We start from the raw sequence: 20,621 nt of genomic DNA, 5'->3' as shown, positions 1-20,621 counted from the left end.
TGCCTTTTCTCCCTCTCATGCCGGTAGCCATTGATCGCGGCAGCCTGATAAGCTCGCGGCTTTACTCGTTTGCCCTATTGGCGCATGAACAAGGAAACAGAATGAAACAGCATCGGTTGGCAGCGGCGATTGCCCTGGTCGGTCTGGTACTCGCGGGCTGCGACAAGCAAGCCAGCACCGTTGAGCTGAAAACCCCGGCCCAGAAAGCCTCTTACGGCATCGGCCTGAACATGGGCAAAAGCCTGGCTCAGGAAGGCATGGACGATCTGGATTCCAAAGCGGTAGCGCTGGGTATCGAAGACGCCGTTGGCAAGAAAGAGCAGAAGCTCAAAGACGAAGAGTTGGTTGCAGCATTTGGCGACCTGCAAAAGCGCGCTGAAGAGCGCATGGCCAAGATGAGCGAAGAGTCGGCAGCCGCCGGCAAGAAGTTCCTCGAAGAGAACGGCAAGCGTAAGGAAGTCACCACGACTGCTTCCGGCCTGCAATACGAAATCATCAAGAAAGCCGACGGTCCAGTACCGAAGCCGACTGATGTCGTGACCGTTCACTACGAAGGCAAGCTGACTGACGGCAAAGTGTTCGACAGCTCTGTTGAACGTGGCAGCCCGATTGATCTGCCGGTCAGCGGCGTGATCCCGGGCTGGGTCGAAGGTCTGCAGCTGATGCACGTCGGCGAGAAAGTCAAACTCTACATCCCTAGCGAATTGGCCTACGGCGCACAGAGCCCTAGCCCAATGATCCCGGCGAACTCGGTTCTGGTCTTCGACCTCGAACTGCTGGGCATCAAGGACCCTGCTGCTGCAGGCGCCAATGATGCTGCCGCCGGCGCTGATGAAGAAGAAGAGGCTGCCCCGGCCGCCGAACCGGCCAAGCCAGCCGCCAAGAAGTAATCGTTCGTAAGTCCGGTTACCGCTTGAAAGAAATGCCCCGTCTCGACGGGGCATTTTCATTTCCGGGCCTATTTCATCGAACCGGCATGGACGGGCAGAGTCCCATGTCGGTCAGTCAACGGGCTTTAAGCCGGGATTTGTCGGAGGCTGCGGGGCGCTCATCGCGGTGCTCATTGGATTGTGGCTAGCGCCACCGCCCCAGTGAGTCAACGATTTTCGCGGGTTTTTATGTGTGTAAAAAACGCGCGATCTAAGGCCGGGCCCTATAGAACGGGCGTTCCGACCCCGAAAAGCGGGTCTGTTCACAAGGTTATCCACAATTTGTGTGGATAACCTTTGGGGGCGGAACCCGCACACGCGTCAGCAGGCGACTGCGGCTTACGCAGTCAGCCGGAATGTCGATTTTTATCGGTAATCGTGGAGTGGATATGAAAGCACCCTGGAATCTCATTCGTTATCTGCCCATGGCCAAGCGCTTGATGGCCGCAGGTCGCCTGCCCGCGTTGCTGTTCGCCGTTGCAGGTAAAACCGCCAGTGAGGGCGGTCGGCTGGGCAAGATCAAAGACGATTTGAAACTGCTTCAAGCGCTGTGCCTGGCCTACTGGCGCGGGGAATATCGCGCTATCAGCGGTAAGGCGATTCTCTCTATCGTGGCCGGTCTGATGTATTTCCTCAGCCCACTGGATGCGATTCCTGACTGGATCCCCGGCTTGGGTATGCTGGACGACATCGCCGTGCTGGCTTGGGTCATGAAGCACCTCGAAGCCGAGCTCAGCGCATTCCGTGCCTGGCGCGAATTGCAGAACCCGGAGAAGCTCGCGGTGGTCGAGCGTTTGCCGGCAACGCCTGTCCTGCTGGAGCACGAGAAAAAGATTTGAACGCGGGTTGGTGCAGCTCATCCATTCCGTCGCCAGTGCTGCAGTGATCCCCACACCCAAGTCGTAGCCAACCGCTGTTAAGATGCCGCCCATACTTAGAAAAAGACTGCGTAAAAGCGTGTTTAGTCCTACAGGGGAGCGTTATGGATCTTCAGATTATTTCGCGCGATGGAGAGCCGGAATATGCGGTGCTGCCATGGGCGCAGTATCAGGCCCTGTTGCGCGCCGCAGGTGTTGCGCCTGGCCCGGAGCCAGAGGCGGCTACCCACATCCAGGCCGAGTCTGAACAGTCCTCATCCGCCGCAGACCTGCCTTCTTTATCTCAGTTGGGTGCATTGCGCGAGGCCAAGGGCCTGGCAGTGGCGCAACTGGCGCGCACGGTCGGCATCAGTCCTTCTTACCTGGACCTGATTGAGAGCGGCGCCCGTGAGCCGGACGCGGCCATTCGCCGGAGTCTGGCGTGGGAGCTGGGCGTCGCGGGCTGGCGGGGTGAGGCATGAGCGTGCGCATCAGTCGCCAGCACTGGGACGGGCTGCTCGCCGAACTGGACCTGGCCCGTCGTCAGCGTCATCTGGTGACCTATCGCGCGTTGCTTGAGCGGTTGCAGTTACCCACCCCCGCCATGCAAACCCTGACTGCCGCCCTTGAACACCTCGCCGCCCTCGACGCCCGCGCCGAGCAGCCATTGCGCAGTTCGTTGGTGATCAGTCAGGGCGCCAGCCGTCTGCCTCGCACCGGGTTCTTTGAATGCGTCGAACGCCTCGGCCGTTTCTCCGGACCCTCTGACGGCATCGCTGCAGCGTCCTGGCACGCCTCGGAAGTGGCCCGCGTGTTTGAATTCGAGTATGCGCAGCCGGTAAAGCCGGAGTAGAGCATCTTCTGATCCGAGGTATGCCGAACTGTCGCCTTCGCGAGCAAGCTCGCTCCCACCTGGCTAGTGTTGTACTCGGGATTTCGAGATTGACCCCAACCCCATTTCTAAAAAACGGCGGCTCACCCCAAAACCGCCTGATTCAGGGTCGCCATTGCCTCCGCCTCCAGCGTATTGATCACATGCACACTTGCACCGGTCACCTCCTTGGCGTGGTGCTTGGCCTGAGACGCCAGTTCGGCAAGCTGGCTGGCGTCGAGGGTTGTGCACACCTCCGGGTGCAGGTGCACGACGCCGATGGACAGCGACAGCAGCGGGAATTCCTGGCGTTGGCCCTGGCGGTTGAGCGCGACGAAGCAGCCAGCCTCCAGATGCTCGGCGCGGTAGAAGCGTCGGCACTGGTTCTGGAAATCTTCCAATAACATGTTCAGGCGTTTGCGCCAGTCGTCCGAGCCCAGCACCATCAGGAAATCGTCGCCGCCGATGTGGCCGACAAAGTCGCGGCTCGGGTCAATCCGGTCGTTCAGGCAATGCGCCAGACACAGCAGAACCTCGTCGCCGCGCCCGTAGCCGTAGATGTCGTTGAAGGGCTTGAAGCTGTCGATGTCCACGTAGCAGATCATCGACTCGCGACCCTGCTGCAACAGTCGGGTCAGGCATTGCTGGATCGGGACGTTGCCCGGCAGCAGGGTCAGCGGGTTGGCGTAGCGCGCCTGCTGGATCTTCACTTCGGTAATCAGCTTCAGTACATCGATCACCCGGCCCAGCCCGAGGTAGAGGCCGTTCTGCATGATGATGAAATCTTCTTCGATGCGTTGCCGCGCGCGACTGGTGATCAGCCGGCTGACCTGCTGAAGCGACTGGCTCAGCTCGACGGCCAGAAAGTCGTCGCTCATCAGACGACTAATGGGCTTGCGCGCATACAGTTCGGTGGCGAAGGGCTGCAGCAGCACGTCCGACAGCGAGTGGCGATGGACGATGCCGATCGGCTGATGCTGCTCATCCAGCACCGCCAGGGAGTTGAGATTGGCCTGCTTGCGAAACGCCTCCAGCACCGTTGCGGTGGGCGTGGTCTGCACCACCGCCGGCAGCTCGTTGAGGAGGGCGCTGAGGTCGCTGGTTTCCTCCGTCACGGTCGCAGCGGCCGGGTCGATTTTCGGCAGCAGCGCGCGAGCGTCACGGGGCGGAAACTCCTGCGGACGGCACAGCAAATAGCCCTGAACCAGCTCGACCCCCATGTCGATCAAAACGGCCAGCTCTTCTTGCAACTCGATGCCCTCAGCGATCACCAGCGCCCGCGACGCCTTGGCCATCTGCAGCATGGAGCCCACGAACTCGCGCTTGACCGCGTCCTGATGGATGCCGTCGATGAAGTGCCGGTCGATCTTCACGTAATCCGGGCGCAGCTCGGACCACAGCCGCAGGCTCGAATACCCTGCGCCCAAGTCATCCAGGGCGATGGAGAAGCCCATATCGCGGTAGTGATACAGCGCGTTGTAGAGCAGGCCAAAGTCATCGGTCGGGGTCTGCTCGGTCAGTTCGATGACCACGCGGCTCGGTGGTATGCCGTAGCGCTGCAACAGCTGCAAGGTGCGCCCCGGCGGGTGCGAGGCTTCCAGCAGGGACTCCGGCGAGATGTTGAGAAACAGCTTGCCGTCCAGCTTCTGTTGGCTGAAACGACGGCAAGCCGACTCGCGGCAGGCCAGTTCCAGTTCGCTCAGGCGCCCGGCCTGGCGGGCCACGGCGAACAGGCTGATGGGGGAATGCAGCGCGCTGTTGGAAGGACCGCGAGTCAGGGCTTCGTAGCCGAGAATGCGCCGATCCGATAGCGACACAATCGGTTGGAACAGGCTGTGCAAGTCGCCTTGAGTCAGAATCGAACTCAAAGCGCCCAGCTGCTCAGTCACGGTCATGGCAATCTCGGGGCAAGAAAAAGGGGCTGGACGCCTGTGGCGTCGAGCCCCGCTATTTCACGACAGCTTCATGACTGTTTGATGACGAATTGCCATCATTTTGTCACGTTTCATGGCGCTTTACTTTTTCGCCACCGAACCGCTCAAGCCCAGATAATCGAGCAAGATGCGCCCGGTTTCAGCCAGGTAGGCGTCATCCTCGGGTTTGGTCTTGTCGTCGTCCGAAGGCAGCGCGTCTTCGTCTTCCTTCTTCAGCTCTTTGAGCGGCTCTTCGCCTTTGGCCTTGCGACGCACGTTCTCCATCGCCAGCTGCTTGCTCTCGATGTCGGCGTGTTGCTTGCGGCGCTCGGCTTCGTTGAGGCTGACGGTCTTTTCGCTCATCAGCTTCTTCGCCAGCGCCAGTTTCTCTTCGATGAAGACAAACTCGGCGTCCTTGGCCGAACGCACGTCATGACGCGATTGCAGCTGGGCGAGGAACGGTTTGAACGGATCCACCGCAGGCTTGATCGCCGGCTTGATGGTGTCGTAAGTCATCGCTTCAGGCAGTGCGCTTTCGCCGATTTCCTTGGTGTCGATGATCGACGGGTAGGCGATGTCCGGCAGTACGCCCTGGTGCTGGGTGCTCTGACCGGAAACACGGTAGAACTTGGCCAGCGTCAGTTTCAGCTCGCCATGGTTCAGCGGCTGAATGGTCTGCACGGTGCCTTTACCGAAGGTCTGGCCGCCAATGATCAGCGCGCGGTGATAATCCTGCATGGCGCCGGCGAAAATCTCCGAAGCCGAGGCCGAGAGGCGGTTGACCAACAACGCCATCGGGCCTTTGTAGAACGCACCGCTGTTTTCGTCTTCCAGCACATCGACCTTGCCGTCGGCGTTACGCACCAGAACGGTCGGGCCTTTGTCGATGAACAGACTGGTCAGCTCGGTGGCTTCCTGCAACGAACCGCCACCGTTGTTACGCAGGTCGATGACCACGCCGTCGACTTTCTCGGACTGCAATTCGGTCAGCAGTTTCTTGACGTCGCGGGTGGTGCTCTTGTACTCGGGATCGCCGGCGCGGTAGGCCTTGAAGTCCAGGTAGAAAGCGGGGATCTCGATGACGCCCAGCTTGTAATCCTTGCCGTCCTGGTTCAGGTGCAGGATCGACTTCTTCGCCGCTTGCTCTTCGAGCTTCACCGCTTCGCGGGTGATCGAGACGATTTTAGTGGTCTGGTCGCTCGGCGCATTGCTGGCCGGGACGATTTCCAGGCGTACGACCGAACCCTTCGGACCGCGGATCAGTTTGACCACTTCATCCAGGCGCCAGCCGATCACGTCGACCATCTCTTTGTCGCCCTGGGCAACGCCGATGATCTTGTCGGCGGTCGCCACTTGCTTGGTCTTGGCGGCAGGGCCGGCCGGCACCAGGCGCACGATCTTGACGTTGTCGTTGTCGCTCTGCAGGACAGCGCCGATCCCTTCCAGGGACAGGCTCATGTTGATGTCGAAGTTTTCCGCACTGTCAGGTGACAGGTAGTTGGTGTGCGGATCGTAGGACATCGCGAAGGTATTCAGGTAAGCCTGGAACACGTCCTCGCTGCGGGTCTGGCCCAGGCGCGCGAGTTGGTTCTTGTAGCGCTTGGTCAGGGTTTCCTGAATCTTCGCGGGGTCTTTGCCGGCGATCTTCAAGCGCAGAACCTCGTCCTTGACGCGCTTGCGCCAGAGGTCGTCGAGCTCGGCTTCGTTCTTGGCCCATGGCGCGTCCTTGCGATCAACCAGCAAGGTTTCCTGAGTATTCAGGTCGATCTTGTCGACGCCCTTGCTCAGCTGCGCAAGCGCGAAATCCAGACGCGACTTGATGCGGTCCAGATAACGCTTATAGATAGTAAAGCCTGGGGCCAGGTCGCCGCTCTTGAGGAAGTCGTCGAACTGGAAACGCCACTTGTCGAACTCGGCGATGTCACTGGCGAGGAAGTAGCTGCGCGCAGGATCGAGGAGTTTCAGGTAGCTCTGATAGATGATTTCCGAACGCTTGTCGTCCAGCGGCGGCTTGCTGTAATGGTGGCGCTTGAGCAGCTCCACGACATTCAGACTGGCGATGACTTCATCGCGATCAGGTTGAAGATTATCCCAGCTGTTGGCAGCAAACGAACTGGCCGACATTGGCAGGACAGTCAGGCCAATGAGTAATGCAAGGGTGGTGCTGGGTAAAAAATGCTTCATGCTGATTCGACGCGGGGACAATTGATAACGCATATTAGGCCGTCTTTGGAGGTCGCCGGTTCGGTCAGAACACGGTCGCATAATGCAAAAAGCCCAGTGGCCGTGAGGCACATGGGCTCAGTCAAGACTCACTATGGAGGCACCGTGAAAGCATTGCAAGGCGTGGAAGGTCGTGTGGAATGGGTTGATGAGCCATCGCCGACGCTGGATGTAGGACAAGTCCGCATCCAGGTGGCAGCCGCCGGACTTAATCGTGCCGATTTGCTGCAACGCTCGGGGCATTACCCGCCACCGCCGGGTGTGACGGAAATCCTCGGCATGGAATGTTCAGGGGTGATTGCCGAGGTTGGCCCGGGCTGCGCCTGGGAAGTCGGCGACCGCGTGTGTGCGCTGGTTGCGGGCGGGGCGATGGCCGAAGAAGTCGTGGTCGACGCGCGGCACGTGCTACCGGTGCCCGAGGGGATTTCGCTGCACGAAGCAGCGGCGATTCCTGAAGTGTACGCCACCGCCTGGCTGAATCTGTTCCAGCTGGCCGGCCTCCAGCCCGGCGAAAAAGTGTTGCTGCACGCCGGAGCAAGTGGAGTTGGTTCAGCTGCCATTCAGCTGTGCAAGGCCTTCGGCAACCCGGTCTGGGTCACCGTGGGCTCGGCGGAGCGGCTGGCGTATTGCGAAGCGCTTGGCGCCCAGGGCGGTGTGCTGCGCAATGAGAACCTCGACGCGCTGAACGACTTTGCGCCGTTCAACGTCATCCTTGACCCGGTGGGCGCCAACTACGCGGCGCTGAACCTCAAAGTGCTTGGCGTTGACGGTCGTCTGGTGCTGATCGGGCTGATGGGCGGAAGCAAGTCCGAGCTGGACTTCGCGAAGGTGCTGGGCAAGCGCATTCATATCCTCGGCTCGACCCTGCGCAGTCGCGACGATCAGTTCAAGGCCGACCTGCTCAGCGACCTGGGCCAACACGTCATGCCGCTGTTCACCGAAGGCCGCCTGAAGCCACAACTGGCGCGCAGTTTTCCGATCAGTGAAGCGGAAGCGGCCTACGCGGAGCTGGCGACCAATCAGGTGTCGGGCAAAGTCGTGCTGGTGATCAACGAAAGCCTGGTCTGACCGCTGACGATACGGGTCGTCTGTTGCGGTGCCGAAAGATCACCGCAGCAAACGGCCTGTGCGGCTTCAGGGGTTTCTTGGGTAGACAGAAAACGTATCGACAGCTGTGGCCGCCAGGAATACCTGCACCGCTCCATCGGACGTACTCTTGGCCCAGTACTCTTCAAAAAGTCCTGGGTCACGTTCGTTTGACCAGTACCAGCCATTGGGAATGCCTGCCGGCCAGTGGCCCCGATGTTGATCGCCAATCCTGCCCAGTTCCCCCGTATCGGACAGATGCCCGCCTGGCCTTTGATACTCCACGGCTCCTCGGTGGATAAAAGAGCCAATGTATTCCACCGTCCAGACATTACTGACCGTCACGGTGTAGTTTTTTGATTGCCCTGTGTTGTCTCTCACCGTGATCGTGGCGGCCCCGTTGCCGCGAGGGCTGACGAGTCCATCACTGGTCACATTAGCCACGCTGTCGTTGGACGAACTGTAGGTATAAGGCGGCTGGCCACCGGAGGCGGTGCGAGTAATCGTGGATCCGGCCGGAAAGGTCGGCAGCGCAGGGGCTCCCGGATTTCTCCAGATCATGTAGAGCGTGGCTTGCAGCGCAACCGGGGAGACATTGAAGTCCAGAGGAGCAGCGATCGTGAATGTCCGCACTGCCGACTCTTGCTCGTTGCCGTAAAGTGCCCTGGCCTTGATTGCATGGCTCCCAATAGTTTGGTTGGTGAGTGTCCTGGTCCAGACGCCGCTGGCATTAGTGCTCGCCGTACCTTTTGACGCAGCGCCATCGAAGATCTCAATGTCTTCATTGGCCGCTGCAGTGCCGGTGATGGTCACGCTGGTATCGAGGGTGGAATCACCTTGCGGAATTTCAACGCCTCTCGAGTCCTTGACACTGGTGATGGTCGGTGCAGCCAATGCAAGGATGGTGAAGCTGTACACCGCCGACTCTTCTCCATGGCCGTTTAGAAGCTGTGCTTTTAAGGCGTGGGCGCCGACCGTGAGGTCGGTGATTGGCAGGGTCCACACTCCACTGGCGTTTGCAGTGGTTTTGCCGATGGAAGTGCTGCCATCGAAGATTTCCACTTCGTAGTTGGCCGTTGCAGTTCCGGTTCGCTTCAGGCGGCTATCAGTGGCGGAGCTGGGCGGGGTGCTAGACATTTCGTTGACTCCTGTCAGTGAAGGCAGGCGTCATTAGGCGCCGCGTCATGAGAGTTGGCTACTGTCACAAATGACAGTTCTGATAGAAGAAATGATCAGTACCTAAGGGCTTATGTCGAATTAGGGGGTAGCTGCTGAAAGCAAACTCATTCGCGAAGGATATTTCAGTCGACGAGGCGTGTCGGCTGTCCTTCCGTGTCGCGAATGGATTTGATCCCACAACGTGAATGCCTTGGGCGGGCGAATGGATTACTTCCAGTGGTGAATCGGCCATCCCCCATTTTCTGCTGCTTCACGCAGCGCCGGGTCCGGGTTCACCGCATGGGGAAAGTCGACCTTCTGCAGCAGCGGCAGGTCATTGCGTGAGTCCGAATAGAAACTCGCCCCCTCAAGGTTCTCGCCTTCCTGATCCAGCCACGCCATCAGGCGGGTGATCTTGCCTTCGCGGTAGGTGAGCACGCCGGTGGTCTTGCCGGTGTAGACGCCGTGGGCGACGTCCAGATCAATGGCCAGCACTTCATCAACGCCGATGCGCTCGGCAATGGGCTTGACCAGATGCACCCCCGACGCCGAGATGATCAGGATGCGATCCCCGGCGGCGCGGTGTTCGGCGATGGCCTTGGTCGCGTCGCTGAAAATGATCGGCTCGATGTAATCCTCAACCCACGGCCCCACCAGAAAATCCACTTCCTCCGGCGTGCGCCCGACCATCGGGTCCAGGCTGAACGCCATGTAGTCTTCCATGGCCAGTTCGCCCTTTCCGTAGGCTTCCATCAGTTCGTGGTCCTTCTTCATGAACCACTCGGGATCGACCCAGCCCAAACGCCCCATCTGCTCGCTCCACAGGCTTGAACAGTCACCGTGGATCAGGGTTTCGTCCAGATCGAAAATTGCTAAAGCCATTAAAACTGTCCTCTTAAATCATTCACACGCAGATCAACTGTAGGAGCGTGGCTTGTCCCGCGATCTGCCGGGAACCGGCAGCAACCCAGGCCAATGCGGTGTGTCATTCTGACCTTCGTCGCAGGTTTCACGACGGGTTCCCCGCCGATCGCGGGACAAGCCACGCTCCTACAGGGTTGGCGTCTAATTCATGCGACTTCACACAACGCCGACGCTTCAATGTGCAGGGTGACGCGCTGGCCGTTCGGGTGCAAGTCGCTGGCCGAGCGGTTAAGCACGTCGACCACCAGCTCCACGCCCCAAGCTTCGACGCGATAGCGGATCACGTTGCCCAGCAGGCTGTGGCTGCGCACTTCGCCTTCCAGCGAACCGGTCAGGGTCAATTGAATCGCTTCCGGGCGAATCGCCACGCGACTGTTGATCGGGCGCTGCATCAGGCGGCTGGCGGCGTCGGCTTCCAGCAGGTTGTAGTTGCCGATGAAGCCGGCAGCGAACGCATCGACCGGCGAGGTGTACAGGGTTTCGGCGTCGCCGCTCTGCACGATTCGGCCCTGATTCATCAGGAAAATCCGGTCGGACATGGTCAGCGCTTCTTCCTGATCGTGGGTCACGAAAATCGTCGTCAGGCCCAGCTCCTGCTGAATCGCACGGATCTGCTCGCGCAGGTGTTTGCGGATGCGCGCATCGAGGGCCGACAGCGGCTCATCGAGCAGCAGCAGGCGAGGGCGGGTCACCAGCGATCGCGCCAATGCCACGCGCTGACACTGCCCGCCCGACAGCTGATGCGGGTAGCGCGTGGCGAACTCGTTCAGCTCCACCAGCTTCAGCACCTCGGCCACCCGCTGCTTCATTTCGTCGGAACCGACTTTCTGCATGCGCAGGCCAAACGCGACGTTCTGCTCCACGTTCATGTTGGGAAACAGCGCATAGCTCTGGAACACCATGCCGATGCCGCGCTTCTGCGGCGACACCGGCACCAGGTCCTTGCCGTCAAGGAAGATGCTGCCGCTGGTCACTGGCGTCAGCCCCGCGATGCAGCGCAGCAAGGTGGACTTGCCGCAACCGGACGGGCCGAGCAGGGTGACGAATTCGCCCTTGTGGATGTCGCAATTGATGTCGCTGAAGACCGCCGTGCTGCCGTAATTCTTCTGCAGGTTTTCGACACTGACGAAGCTCATATCAGTCTTTGTCCTTGTTCAGTCGGTTGGCCGCCCACGTCAGCAGCAGTACGAAAAAGAAGTAGGAAATCACCAGCGCGCTGTTGAAGTGACCGCTGCTGTTGCGCATGTTGTTCAGGTACACCTGCAGGGTCTCGTAGCGGGTGCCGACCAGCAGATTGGCGAACACGAACTCGCCGAACAGGAACGAGAACGACAGCAGCAGGGCAATCATCAGGCCCTTGCGCAGGTTCGGCAGCACCACCAGAAACGCGGCTTGAAAGGTGTTGGCGCCGAGCAACTGGGCGGCGTCCATCAGGTCCACCAGATTGATCGCTTGCAGGTTGTTGGTGATCGCCCGGTACATGAACGGCAGCGCCACGGTGAAATAACAGCCGATCAGAATCCACGGCGTGCCGACCATCGCCAGTGGTCCCGAACCGTAGAGTTGCAACAGGCCCACCGAGGACACCACCGGCGGCACCGCGAAGGGCAGCAGGATGAGGATGTTCATCAGCGCGTCGAGCTTGGGAAAGTGGTAATGCACAACGAACAGCAGCGGTAGAATCAGCACCACCGACAGCGCCAGCGCGCCGACGCACACCAGCAGCGACTGGCCAAACGCGCGCAGAAACCGCGGATCGCTCCACAGCGCGACGTACCATTTATAGGTCAGGCCGTCGGGCAAAATCGTCGCCGACCAACTGGTGGCGATCGAATACACAAAGGTGCCCAGCAGCGGCGCGAGCAGGATCAGAAATAGCAGGTACACCACGACGCGGTGGTAGAGCCCCGGCGGGCGGCGTTCAGCGCGAGACATGGTAGCTCCTCTTCAACAGCCACTGATGCACGACGGTCACCAGCGTCATCATCCCCACCAGAATCATCGCCAGGGCGCTGGCCATGTTCGGGTCCAGCGTGATGTCGCCCGCCACCATCGCCGCGATGCGGATCGGCAAGACGTTGAAGTTGCCAGTGGTCAGCGCATACACCGTGGCGTAGGCGCCCAGTGCATTGGCCAGCAGGATCACGAAGGTGCCGAGCAGCGCTGGGGTCAGCACCGGAATGCCGATGTGCCGCCAGAAATCCCAGCCGCTGGCGCCCAGCAGTGACGCCGACTCGCGCCAGTCTTCGCGCAGCGCGTCGAAAGCGGGGTAGAGCAGCAGCACGCCCAGGGGGATCTGGAAGTAGGTGTAAAGGATGATCAGGCCGGTTTTCGAGTACAGGTTGAAGTCATCGATGATCCCGGCCTGTTTCAGAATCAGCGTCAGCGCGCCGTTGAAACCGAGCAGGATGATGAAGGCAAACGCCAGCGGGACGCCGGAAAAGTTACTGGTCATGTTGGCGAAGGCGCTGACGAAATCCCTCAGCCGCGACGGCACTTTGCGCAGGGAATAACTGCCCAGGATTGCGATGATGATGCCGATCAGGCTCGACCAGAAGCTGATCTCCAGGCTGTACTGCATGGCCTGGCGGTAGAAACGCGAATTGAACGCCTTGATGAAGTTGTCGATGCCCCAGCCGGCGTCTGATTGCAGGCTGTTGATCGCCACCCAGGCCAGCGGCGCGATCTGAAACGCGATGAAAAAAACCGCAAACGGCACAAGGCACAACAGCCCCAGCCATTTGCCGCGACTTAGTGAATTCACTTGAGCACCTCTCTGCACAAGGGTTTGTCGTGGGGTACGCCGAGCAGCGCGCAGACGGTGCCGCAGATCTCGCTCTGTTTCGGTCGCGCCTCGGGGTCGAGGCTGAAGGCGTCACCGAGCACGAACAACGGGACTTCGCGCTCTTCCGGCAGCACGCCGTTGTGCGAGCGGTCGTTGTTCATGCCGTGGTCGGCGGTCACCAGTACTTGATAGCCCGCATCCAGCCAGCGCTGCAGATATTCGGCGAGGATGATGTCGGCCGAGCGTGCGCTGTTGCGGTACTGCGGGGTGTCGAGGCCGTGCTTGTGGCCGGCGTCATCGATGTTCATCGGGTGGACGAACAAGAAGTGCGGCGCGTGCGCTGTTCGAAGATGCTCGGCGTCGTCGAACAGGTGGGAATCGGGGTAGTGATCGGCGTAGTAGAAGTGCCCGTGCTGAATCGGCAATTCGGCATCGTCGGTGTGGCGGTCGCGTGCGGCAATGAACGGACTGCGGTTGTACAGCTCGCTGACCCAGTGGTACGCGGCAGCGGCAGTGGTCAGCCCGGCGTCGGTGGCGTAGTGAAACACGCTGCGCTGGCTGGAAAGCCGGGAAACCTGGTTGTGCACGATGCCACTGTCGATGGGCGCCACGCCGGTCAGGATGCATTCATACAGCGGGCGGGACAGCGACGGCAGTTCGCATTCGAGTTTGTACAACGCCGCGCGGCCTGCGTTTCGGTAGGCCAGCAAATGCCCCATCGCATGTTGCGCCACGCTGTAACTCAGGCCGTCCAGCAGGATGAGGATGACGTTGTGTTTCATGGCATCTCCGGAGGGTGGATCGCCAAACATCACTGTAGGAGTGAGCTTGCTCGCGATCGCGGTATGACTGCGACAGACAGGTCGAGTGACACACCGACATCGCGAGCAAGCTCACTCCTACAAGGGGGCTGCGTTAGCCGTTGAGGATTACTGCATCTCGACGATGACTTGCTCGTTCCACTGTTGTGGCAGGGCTTTCGAGGATTTTTCCCAGGCCGCAGCGTCTTTGATCGGCGTCACGTTCTTGTACTGCTCGTTAGGCAGCAGCTTGGCCTGGACCTCTGGCGGCAATGTCAGGTGCTCGGCGCGGATCGGGCGTGCGTTGCCTTTGGCCAGGTTGATCTGCCCGGCGTCGCTGAAGATGTATTCACGGGCCAGCTTGGCGGCGTTCGGGTGCTTGGCGTACTTGTTGATGATCGTGGTGTAGCCCGAGATCACCGAGCCGTCGGACGGGATCAGTACCACGTAGTCGTCAGGATTGGTCATCTTGGCCTTGTAGCTCAGGCCGTTGAAGTCCCAGACCACGCCCACTTCCACTTCGCCCTTTTCCATCGACTGGATCGTTGGGTTGTTGATGCCCAAGCGCTTTTGTTTGGCCAGTTCGGTGAACAGTTGCAGGCCCGGCGCGAGGTTGGTCTCATTGCCTTTCATGGAAATCGCAGCGGCCAGTACGCCGTTGGCAGCCTGGGCCGCAGTGCTGACATCACCGATGGTGACCTTGTACTTGCCGTTTTTCAGATCAGCCCATTTGGTCGGTACGTCGGAGCCGTGCAACAGTTTTTTGTTGACGATGAACGCGATGGTGCCGGTGTAGGCCAGCGCCCAGTGGCCTTCCTTATCCTTGGCCCAGTCAGGCACTTGCGCCCAGGTGCTCGGCTTGTAGGGCTGAGTGACGCCCTTGGCGACAGCGATCGGGCCGAAGGCGGCACCCACGTCGCCGATGTCGGCGCTGGCGTTGTCTTTTTCCGCATCGAACTTGGCCACTTCCTGAGCCGAACTCATGTCGGTGTCCATGTGCACCAGACCGTATTTGGCGGTCAGGTCGGTCCAGGTGCCTTTCCAGTTCGCCCAGTCATCGGGCATGCCCACGCTGTTGACCGCGCCTTCGGCCTTGGCCGCGGCTTCGAGGGTTTTGAGGTCGGTGTCGGCGGCCATGGCCGACGTGCTCAGCGCGATGGCCGAACCCAGGAGTGATGCCAGCAAAAGGTGTTTCATTCGAAGCTCCTTTGTGCACTTCTCGACGGACTCATAGAAGTGTTCGTTGCGGATGATTGGTCTAGGTCAGCAATACCTGAGCCAAGTTAGGCCAGTAACATGACGCTTTCGTGTCTGGACCGACTCTTGCTGGAGCAAGCCACAACCCGGGCAATCGCTGTGAAATGAGCGTAGACCATGCTCAAGCGCCTGATCTGAAAGGCCCTGATGATTTGCTGAGCGCTGGTGTAGCGCCCGTTCCTGGCTGGAATGTCACGCAACGGTCATCTACGCTACCTAGGCTCTGGAGCACCGAAACGGGCCAGTCAGCGAGCGACCTTGCCCTTAAATAGCGCTGGTCTAGTCCAGATAGGTAACGCAATGCGCGAAGAAATGCCCCGAGCGGTGACGACCATCTGCAATGCGCTGCAAGAGCAGATCGAGCACGGTCTGCTGCCGCCGGGCAGCAAGTTGCCGGCCGAGCGCAAGCTGAGCGAGGTCTTCGATACCACCCGCATTACCTTGCGCGAGGCATTGGTGCAGCTTGAGGCGCGGGGCTTGATCTACCGCGAGGAGCGGCGCGGCTGGTTCATTTCACCGCCGCGACTGGCCTATGACCTGATGCGCCGCAGCCACTTTCACGCGATGGTTCAGGCTCAGGGGCGGGTGCCCGCGACCCAGGTGATATCCGCGCGGCTGCAACCGGCCTCGGCGGTCATCTGCGGGTTGCTGCAGTTGCCGGCGCTGTCCAGTGTGATCCAGATCTGCCGCGCCCGTCGCATTGATGAACGGCTGGTGCTCTATGTCGAGCACTACCTCAACCCCGATTACTTCCCGCAGATCCTTGATCTGGACCTGAACCAGTCGCTGACCGAGCTCTACGCCAGCCATTACGACATTCGCTATGGCCAGGTGCGTTTCGAAATGGTGCCCACGGCGCTGCCCATGGAAGCGGCGGGAGCGCTGAAAGTCTCCATCGGCAGCCCGGGCCTGCGCATCGCCCGGGTCAATCACGACCAGCGCGGCCGGCTGATCGATTGCGATCTGGAGTATTGGCGCCACGACGCGATTCACGTGAGCGCAGTGGTGGCGGATATTTGAATTCCTTTGGTGAAGTTGTGTTGTGAGCTTCGTACTCCACATCAGGCGCTCTGCTTGGCCCTTAATTTATGGCTATAAGATCAATTTGAAATTAACGTTATTTCGAATTTGAATAACTTTATTCTTTATGTTTATGATTTTAAAGTGAATCCATGTCGCATGATCAGATCTCTGGCAGCGTTTGCTCCTTCGCGGGTTCTTGAGCTGCCGTTGCCAAATGCATGTATTGCGTCACACTGATAGCGTTATCCATCATTCAGCTAACGCCATGGAAAGGAATTCATTATGGAGCGGCAGGTCCAGTTAAAAGAAGCCAACGGGGCTGACAGCAACGCCGATGCCCAGGTGGAGTTGTTTGATAACGGTGTTTCGCTGGGATTTGTCCCGGTGAGCGGCCGCGTGTGGGAAAAGAATGTTTCAGGGCTGGAGGAGGGGGCTCACAGCTTTATTGCAAAGACAGCAGACGGTACGACTGTTTCCGACCCGTGGGCCTTACAGGTTGAGCGTGCGCTAGCGGGCGTTGAGAATTTCGACTCGCTTCCAGATACCATGATCTCAGTTGGTCAAAGCATCGAAACGCCGATGATGACGATTACGTTTTTAGAAGGTGTGGGTAATGTAGGCATCTTGCCTGCGGGCACCAATTATCCCGGAAAGATAGAAAAGCAGACGCTGAACTTCCATGCAAAATTTACTGGCGGAAATCCAAAGCCACCGGGTCAGACCGTCAGTGTGAAGTTGAGAGGGAGTTGCTCTAAAGTGAGTTTTTGGTGCCGCGCTACGAACGAGAGGGATCACCAGATATCTTTTTATAATCATGAGGGTTCGCCATTGGGGATAGTGGTATTACCCCCCGAGAGCCCCTATGTGACTGAAAGTACATTCTCTGCCGTGGGTATTAGAGAGATGGTATTTGAAACGGCTCGCGGAGATTGGTTTTTAGTCGATACGTTTACGTTTGAGTAGCTGCCCCGGCATGTGGGAGTTCTGAATCGTGTTTTGGGTCATCAGCGAGATAGCCCCGAGGCCGATTTCCGACAGAGGCTCCACCAAGCGTCACTCTCAGCGATGGTCGACAGGCTGACACATCAGCCTGCCGGGTCACCCTTCTTCCCACGCACCTCACTTACGCTGCCACCATTGGTGTTGACCTGCACGCTCAATCTAGGGGTCGCGAGATCCATCCCCGCTTCATCCAGATAACGCTTGAGCGACAGGTTGAACGCCCGCGACACTTCCCACTGCTTGATCGGCGCGGTCTTGAAGCGCGCGCGCAGAATGGCGTTGCCGGACTCGAAACTCTCCACCCCCTGAATCTCCAGCGGCGACCAGATGTTGCGTCGTTGCAGCGGGTCGGTGCGCATCTTCTGGCCGACGTCGCGGATCATCTTCAGGGCGTCATCGATGTTCATGCTCGACGGGATGGCGATGCGAAAGATCGCATAACCGAACTCCCGCGAGTAGTTCTGAATGCTCTTGATCTCACTGAACGGAATGGTGTGGACGATGCCGTCGATGTCGCGCAGGCGCACCGTGCGAATGGTCAGGCCTTCCACGGTCCCCAGGTGGCCGCCGACGTCCACGTAATCGTCGATGGCCAGGGAGTCTTCGATGATGATGAACAGCCCGGTGATCAAATCCGCCACCAGTGACTGCGCGCCGAAACCGATGGCCAGGCCGATCACACCGGCACCGGCCAGCAGCGGTGTCACGTTCATGCCCATGTTCGCCAGCGCGACGATCAACGCGATGATGAAGATGGTCACGAACAGCACGTTGCGGATCAGCGGCATCATGGTCTGCGCGCGGGTATTGGCCAGGCCCTTGCGCGAGCGGGTGAGGGCGTGATGAATCGCCGTGTCTGCGAGAATCCAGATCAGCCAGGCAAACATCAGCGTGGCCGCCAGGCCGATCAGCCGCAGACTGATGTCGCGGCCGTCGCCTTCGGCGAAGCCAATCAACGACAAACCCCAGACTCGCAGGCCCAATTCAATGAACACCAGCCAGATCAGCATGTGCGCAACGGTATAAAAGAAGTTCTTCAGGCGGTCCGAATACAGGGCGTGACGCTTGTGAGCGTGGCTTGGCTTGAGTGAATGACGCCGCACCAGGCCGTTGATGACCATGCACATCACCAGCAGCACGGTGCAGATCAGCGCCTGACGCAACGCAGTGCTGGTGTCGCCCGCAGAGAAAAACGTGGCGAACAGGGAGACGCCCACCAGTACCAGCGCCGGCAGGTACCAGAACGTACCGAGGACCTCGATGCTGTCGCTCAGGGCGCGGCGTTTCAGGCGGCGCTCCAGGGCCTGGTTACGGATCAAATGGGCGATCGGCCGACGGAAGCGGATGATGAACAGTCCGGTGGACAGCGCGGCCATGACATTGGCCAGGGTCGCGGCGGTGTGCGCCAGGTGCACGCCAAGGCTGGCGACCAGGCGCGGATCGCTCAACGCCTCGCCGAACGCGGCAAAGCTGCCGATCCACCACAGCGGCCGAAACGCCTGATGCCGCAGGATGTACAGCGCCCGATGCCGGTGCGGCCCGTCCAGCAGTGAAAACGCGATAACACACACCGCCGAGAACAGCGTGCCAACGACCAACGCGTAAGCGAGCACCATCGCCAGATCGCGGCCGAGCGACGGCGGCAGCGAGTAACTCAGGTAGATCGTGATGACCAGCGCCACCAGCCAGGGGCCCAGCTTGCGTAGCGCGAAGCGCAGCATGTCCGACAGGCGCGGGTGCTGCGGAAGCTCGGCGGAAAGGCCGAAGCGCAAGCGCACCTTGTGGCCCAGCCAGATCAACGCCGCCGCCAGCAGGCCCCAGATCGCCAGCACCACGGCAAAGCCCCAGATGATCGGCCACCACTGGTTGGCCGGCAGCATCAGCGCCATCAGCTCGTCTTCAGCCATACCCGCCTCATCCGCCCAGCGGCTGAGCGGGCTGTCGGTGCCGGTGAACTGTTTTTCCAGCTCGGCAAGCGAGCTGCCGATGAGGCCCAGTACGCCTTGCTCCACGGTTGGCTGCGCTTTTTTGGTGGCGTCCCTTAGCTTTTTCAGGTCTTGCAGCAACTTGCTGCGCTGCTGATCGTTTTCCAGCGACGTGATGACCTCGTCCAGGGACTGCCCCAGCGGTTCCTGGGCCTGAGGCTGCGTCTTGTCGCCGCCACTGAGCAGACTTGGCAGGCCAGCGGCGTGGGTCAACGCAAACGGGAACAGCGCCAGCAGGCAGAGCAAAAACAGGCGGGGCAGAACGGAAAGGCGGGTGGGAGCGATCACCTGGAAACAGACCTCGAATAGACAGGCGCTTGGGATGGCGTGGTTTGGGAGCCATGCCGGGTCAAGCAGAGGCGGATGAGTTTACGAGGGGATGGGGGGTGTGGCGAGGGGGAATTGTGAAGTCCCGGATAGCGCGAGGTGCAGGCCGTTTCCATGACCTGTGAAGGAAATGGATCGGCCCGCGCTCAAGGGTGGTTTGAGGTCAAGGCAACTCGGCACTCGCATAGAACGCCGACAACACCTTCACCAGATGCGCCAGGTCCTGGCTGCCGGCCAGTTCGCGGATCGAGTGCATGGCGAAGGTCGGCAGGCCGATGTCGACGGTGCGCACGCCCAGGTGGCCGGCAGTGATCGGGCCGATGGTCGAGCCGCAGGCCATGTCGCTGCGCACAACGAAGCTTTGTACCGGCACTTCTTCGGCCATGCACAGGTGACGGAAGAAACCGGCGGTTTCGCTGTTGGTGGCGTAGCGCTGGTTGCTGTTGACCTTGATCACCGGGCCGGCGTTGAGTTTCGGGCCATGGTTGGCGTCGTGCTTTTCGGCATAGTTGGGGTGCACGCCGTGGGCGTTGTCGGCGGAAATCAGCAGGGATTTCTGAATCGTACGCACGTAGTCGTCGCCTTCCGGCAGCAGACGTTGCAGCACTTGTTCCAGCATCGGGCCGTCGGCACCGCACGCGGACGTCGAGCCGACTTCTTCGTGGTCGGTGCAGATCAGCAGGCAGGTCTCGTCGCCATCGGCATTGAGCAACGCTTGCAGCCCGGCGAAGCAGGACAGCAGATTGTCGAGCCGGGCGCCGGCGATAAAGTCGCCGTTGAGGCCGATGACGGCGGCGCTTTGGGTGTCGTAGAAGCTGAGTTCGTAGTCGAGAACGACGTCGGCATTCAGGCCGTGCTCGCGGGCCAGTTGATCGGTCAGCAGGGCGCGGAAGTCGGGGCGTTCGTCACCGGCGACCTGGGCCAGGATCGGCGGCAGTTCGGTCTGCGGGTTGATCGCCCAGCCTTCGTTGGCGGTGCGATTGAGGTGGATCGCGAGGTTGGGGATGATCGCGATGGGCAGCTTGAAGTCGATCAGCTGGCTTTCGACTTTGCCGTCGCGGCGGAAGGTGACGCGGCCGGCGAGGGAGAGGTCGCGGTCAAACCATGGCGCAAGCAAGGCGCCGCCGTAGACTTCGACGCCCAGTTGCCAGAAGCCCTGACGTTGCAGTTCGGGTTGCGGCTTGACGCGCAGGCACGGGCTGTCGGTGTGGGCACCCACGAGGCGAATGCCGCCGGTGAGGGGTGACAGGCGGCCGAGTTTGAAGGCGACGATGGAGGAGTCGTTGCGGGTGACGTAGTAGCGGCCGCCCGCTTCGGTGTACCAGGGCTCGCGTTCGTCGAGCCGCTGGTAGCCGGCGCCTTCGAGGCGTTGGACCAGGCTGGCGGTGGCATGGAAGGGGGTGGGGGAGGCCTTCAGGAAATCGATAAGGCCCTGATTCAACTCTTCGCGCATAGGTTACTCCAGGCAGCAATGGTCGGGA

Annotated in this window: 18 protein-coding genes; 7 read left to right on the top strand and 11 right to left on the bottom strand. The window is 60.2% G+C overall.

Features of this window, described 5'->3' with window-relative positions; genetic code table 11:
* Positions 1-101: 101 nt before the first annotated feature.
* The 4 genes from M1E04_RS18550 to M1E04_RS18535 all read left to right on the top strand — a co-directional run bounded on the left by M1E04_RS18550 (position 102) and on the right by M1E04_RS18535 (position 2,639).
* On the top strand, positions 102-890 hold the full coding sequence (locus M1E04_RS18550; protein ID WP_065986831.1) for an FKBP-type peptidyl-prolyl cis-trans isomerase: 789 nt from the start codon (positions 102-104) through the stop codon (positions 888-890).
* A 428-nt stretch (positions 891-1,318) separates the two neighbouring features.
* Positions 1,319-1,768: a YkvA family protein gene (locus M1E04_RS18545; protein ID WP_065986833.1), complete on the top strand. Its 450-nt coding sequence runs from the start codon at positions 1,319-1,321 to the stop codon at positions 1,766-1,768.
* A gap of 143 nt (positions 1,769-1,911) precedes the next feature.
* Complete coding sequence (locus tag M1E04_RS18540) at positions 1,912-2,268, top strand: helix-turn-helix domain-containing protein (protein ID WP_296313167.1); 357 nt, start codon at positions 1,912-1,914, stop codon at positions 2,266-2,268.
* A complete protein-coding gene (locus M1E04_RS18535) occupies positions 2,265-2,639 on the top strand; it encodes a hypothetical protein (protein WP_065986840.1) in 375 nt (124 codons plus the stop codon). Before M1E04_RS18540 ends, M1E04_RS18535 begins: the two co-directional genes overlap by 4 nt.
* 122 nt (positions 2,640-2,761) lie before the next feature.
* Here M1E04_RS18535 and M1E04_RS18530 read toward each other — a convergent pair whose 3' ends face one another.
* The gene (locus M1E04_RS18530) at positions 2,762-4,552 is read right to left on the bottom strand and encodes a bifunctional diguanylate cyclase/phosphodiesterase (protein WP_456291845.1); all 1,791 of its coding nucleotides are present in this window, start codon (positions 4,550-4,552) and stop codon (positions 2,762-2,764) included.
* Positions 4,553-4,672: 120 nt separating this feature from the next.
* Positions 4,673-6,754, bottom strand: coding sequence for a carboxy terminal-processing peptidase (locus tag M1E04_RS18525; RefSeq protein WP_208600730.1), 2,082 nt, complete (start codon positions 6,752-6,754; stop codon positions 4,673-4,675).
* Between the two features lie 144 nt (positions 6,755-6,898).
* Between M1E04_RS18525 and M1E04_RS18520 the strand changes: the two genes are divergently transcribed.
* Positions 6,899-7,861 carry an NAD(P)H-quinone oxidoreductase gene (locus M1E04_RS18520; protein WP_369319728.1) on the top strand — a complete coding sequence of 321 codons (963 nt, stop codon included), beginning with the start codon at positions 6,899-6,901 and terminating at the stop codon, positions 7,859-7,861.
* 66 nt (positions 7,862-7,927) lie between these two features.
* Here M1E04_RS18520 and M1E04_RS18515 read toward each other — a convergent pair whose 3' ends face one another.
* The 7 genes from M1E04_RS18515 to M1E04_RS18485 form a co-directional block, all read right to left on the bottom strand.
* Positions 7,928-9,016, bottom strand: coding sequence for an Ig-like domain-containing protein (locus M1E04_RS18515; RefSeq protein WP_456291844.1), 1,089 nt, complete (start codon positions 9,014-9,016; stop codon positions 7,928-7,930).
* Between the two features lie 249 nt (positions 9,017-9,265).
* Positions 9,266-9,919: an HAD family hydrolase gene (locus tag M1E04_RS18510; RefSeq protein ID WP_456291843.1), complete on the bottom strand. Its 654-nt coding sequence runs from the start codon at positions 9,917-9,919 to the stop codon at positions 9,266-9,268.
* A gap of 188 nt (positions 9,920-10,107) precedes the next feature.
* The gene (locus tag M1E04_RS18505; RefSeq protein ID WP_456291842.1) at positions 10,108-11,097 is read right to left on the bottom strand and encodes an ABC transporter ATP-binding protein; all 990 of its coding nucleotides are present in this window, start codon (positions 11,095-11,097) and stop codon (positions 10,108-10,110) included.
* A gap of 1 nt (position 11,098) precedes the next feature.
* A complete protein-coding gene (locus M1E04_RS18500) occupies positions 11,099-11,896 on the bottom strand; it encodes an ABC transporter permease (RefSeq protein ID WP_065986852.1) in 798 nt (265 codons plus the stop codon).
* Positions 11,883-12,725, bottom strand: coding sequence for an ABC transporter permease (locus M1E04_RS18495; RefSeq protein ID WP_065986853.1), 843 nt, complete (start codon positions 12,723-12,725; stop codon positions 11,883-11,885). Before M1E04_RS18495 ends, M1E04_RS18500 begins: the two co-directional genes overlap by 14 nt.
* A complete protein-coding gene (locus tag M1E04_RS18490; protein ID WP_410934534.1) occupies positions 12,722-13,528 on the bottom strand; it encodes an alkaline phosphatase family protein in 807 nt (268 codons plus the stop codon). Before M1E04_RS18490 ends, M1E04_RS18495 begins: the two co-directional genes overlap by 4 nt.
* A 147-nt stretch (positions 13,529-13,675) precedes the next feature.
* Entirely contained in the window at positions 13,676-14,743 is a 1,068-nt protein-coding gene (locus tag M1E04_RS18485) for an ABC transporter substrate-binding protein (RefSeq protein ID WP_456291841.1), read from the bottom strand.
* Positions 14,744-15,103: 360 nt separating this feature from the next.
* Between M1E04_RS18485 and M1E04_RS18480 the strand changes: the two genes are divergently transcribed.
* A complete protein-coding gene (locus tag M1E04_RS18480) occupies positions 15,104-15,823 on the top strand; it encodes a UTRA domain-containing protein (protein ID WP_065986856.1) in 720 nt (239 codons plus the stop codon).
* 285 nt (positions 15,824-16,108) lie between these two features.
* Complete coding sequence (locus M1E04_RS18475; RefSeq protein ID WP_456291840.1) at positions 16,109-16,789, top strand: hypothetical protein; 681 nt, start codon at positions 16,109-16,111, stop codon at positions 16,787-16,789.
* Positions 16,790-16,911: 122 nt separating this feature from the next.
* Here the strand turns inward: M1E04_RS18475 and M1E04_RS18470 are convergent, their stop codons facing one another.
* Both M1E04_RS18470 and M1E04_RS18465 read right to left on the bottom strand, forming a co-directional pair.
* Positions 16,912-19,101 (bottom strand): mechanosensitive ion channel domain-containing protein, encoded by a 2,190-nt coding sequence (locus tag M1E04_RS18470; protein WP_456291839.1) that lies wholly within the window; start codon positions 19,099-19,101, stop codon positions 16,912-16,914.
* A 202-nt stretch (positions 19,102-19,303) separates the two neighbouring features.
* Complete coding sequence (locus tag M1E04_RS18465) at positions 19,304-20,593, bottom strand: M18 family aminopeptidase (protein ID WP_108122029.1); 1,290 nt, start codon at positions 20,591-20,593, stop codon at positions 19,304-19,306.
* Between the last annotated feature and the right edge of the window lie 28 nt (positions 20,594-20,621).

It is taken from the genome of Pseudomonas sp. AK106 (assembly GCF_053903055.1).
Note: the sequence above shows the minus strand (reverse complement) of the source record. Positions and strands in the feature narration are given on the sequence as shown.

Bases quoted from the DNA above. Each gene is read 5' to 3' on its own strand.
- M1E04_RS18485 (WP_456291841.1), bottom strand. From the start codon at position 14,743: ATGAAACACCTTTTGCTGGCATCACTCCTGGGTTCGGCCATCGCGCTG.
- M1E04_RS18515 (WP_456291844.1), bottom strand. From the start codon at position 9,016: ATGTCTAGCACCCCGCCCAGCTCCGCCACTGATAGCCGCCTGAAGCGA.
- M1E04_RS18505 (WP_456291842.1), bottom strand. From the start codon at position 11,097: ATGAGCTTCGTCAGTGTCGAAAACCTGCAGAAGAATTACGGCAGCACG.
- M1E04_RS18530 (WP_456291845.1), bottom strand. From the start codon at position 4,552: ATGACCGTGACTGAGCAGCTGGGCGCTTTGAGTTCGATTCTGACTCAA.
- M1E04_RS18480 (WP_065986856.1), top strand. From the start codon at position 15,104: ATGCGCGAAGAAATGCCCCGAGCGGTGACGACCATCTGCAATGCGCTG.
- M1E04_RS18490 (WP_410934534.1), bottom strand. From the start codon at position 13,528: ATGAAACACAACGTCATCCTCATCCTGCTGGACGGCCTGAGTTACAGC.
- M1E04_RS18475 (WP_456291840.1), top strand. From the start codon at position 16,109: ATGGAGCGGCAGGTCCAGTTAAAAGAAGCCAACGGGGCTGACAGCAAC.
- M1E04_RS18500 (WP_065986852.1), bottom strand. From the start codon at position 11,896: ATGTCTCGCGCTGAACGCCGCCCGCCGGGGCTCTACCACCGCGTCGTG.
- M1E04_RS18525 (WP_208600730.1), bottom strand. From the start codon at position 6,754: ATGAAGCATTTTTTACCCAGCACCACCCTTGCATTACTCATTGGCCTG.
- M1E04_RS18540 (WP_296313167.1), top strand. From the start codon at position 1,912: ATGGATCTTCAGATTATTTCGCGCGATGGAGAGCCGGAATATGCGGTG.
- M1E04_RS18550 (WP_065986831.1), top strand. From the start codon at position 102: ATGAAACAGCATCGGTTGGCAGCGGCGATTGCCCTGGTCGGTCTGGTA.
- M1E04_RS18535 (WP_065986840.1), top strand. From the start codon at position 2,265: ATGAGCGTGCGCATCAGTCGCCAGCACTGGGACGGGCTGCTCGCCGAA.
- M1E04_RS18545 (WP_065986833.1), top strand. From the start codon at position 1,319: ATGAAAGCACCCTGGAATCTCATTCGTTATCTGCCCATGGCCAAGCGC.
- M1E04_RS18465 (WP_108122029.1), bottom strand. From the start codon at position 20,593: ATGCGCGAAGAGTTGAATCAGGGCCTTATCGATTTCCTGAAGGCCTCC.
- M1E04_RS18510 (WP_456291843.1), bottom strand. From the start codon at position 9,919: ATGGCTTTAGCAATTTTCGATCTGGACGAAACCCTGATCCACGGTGAC.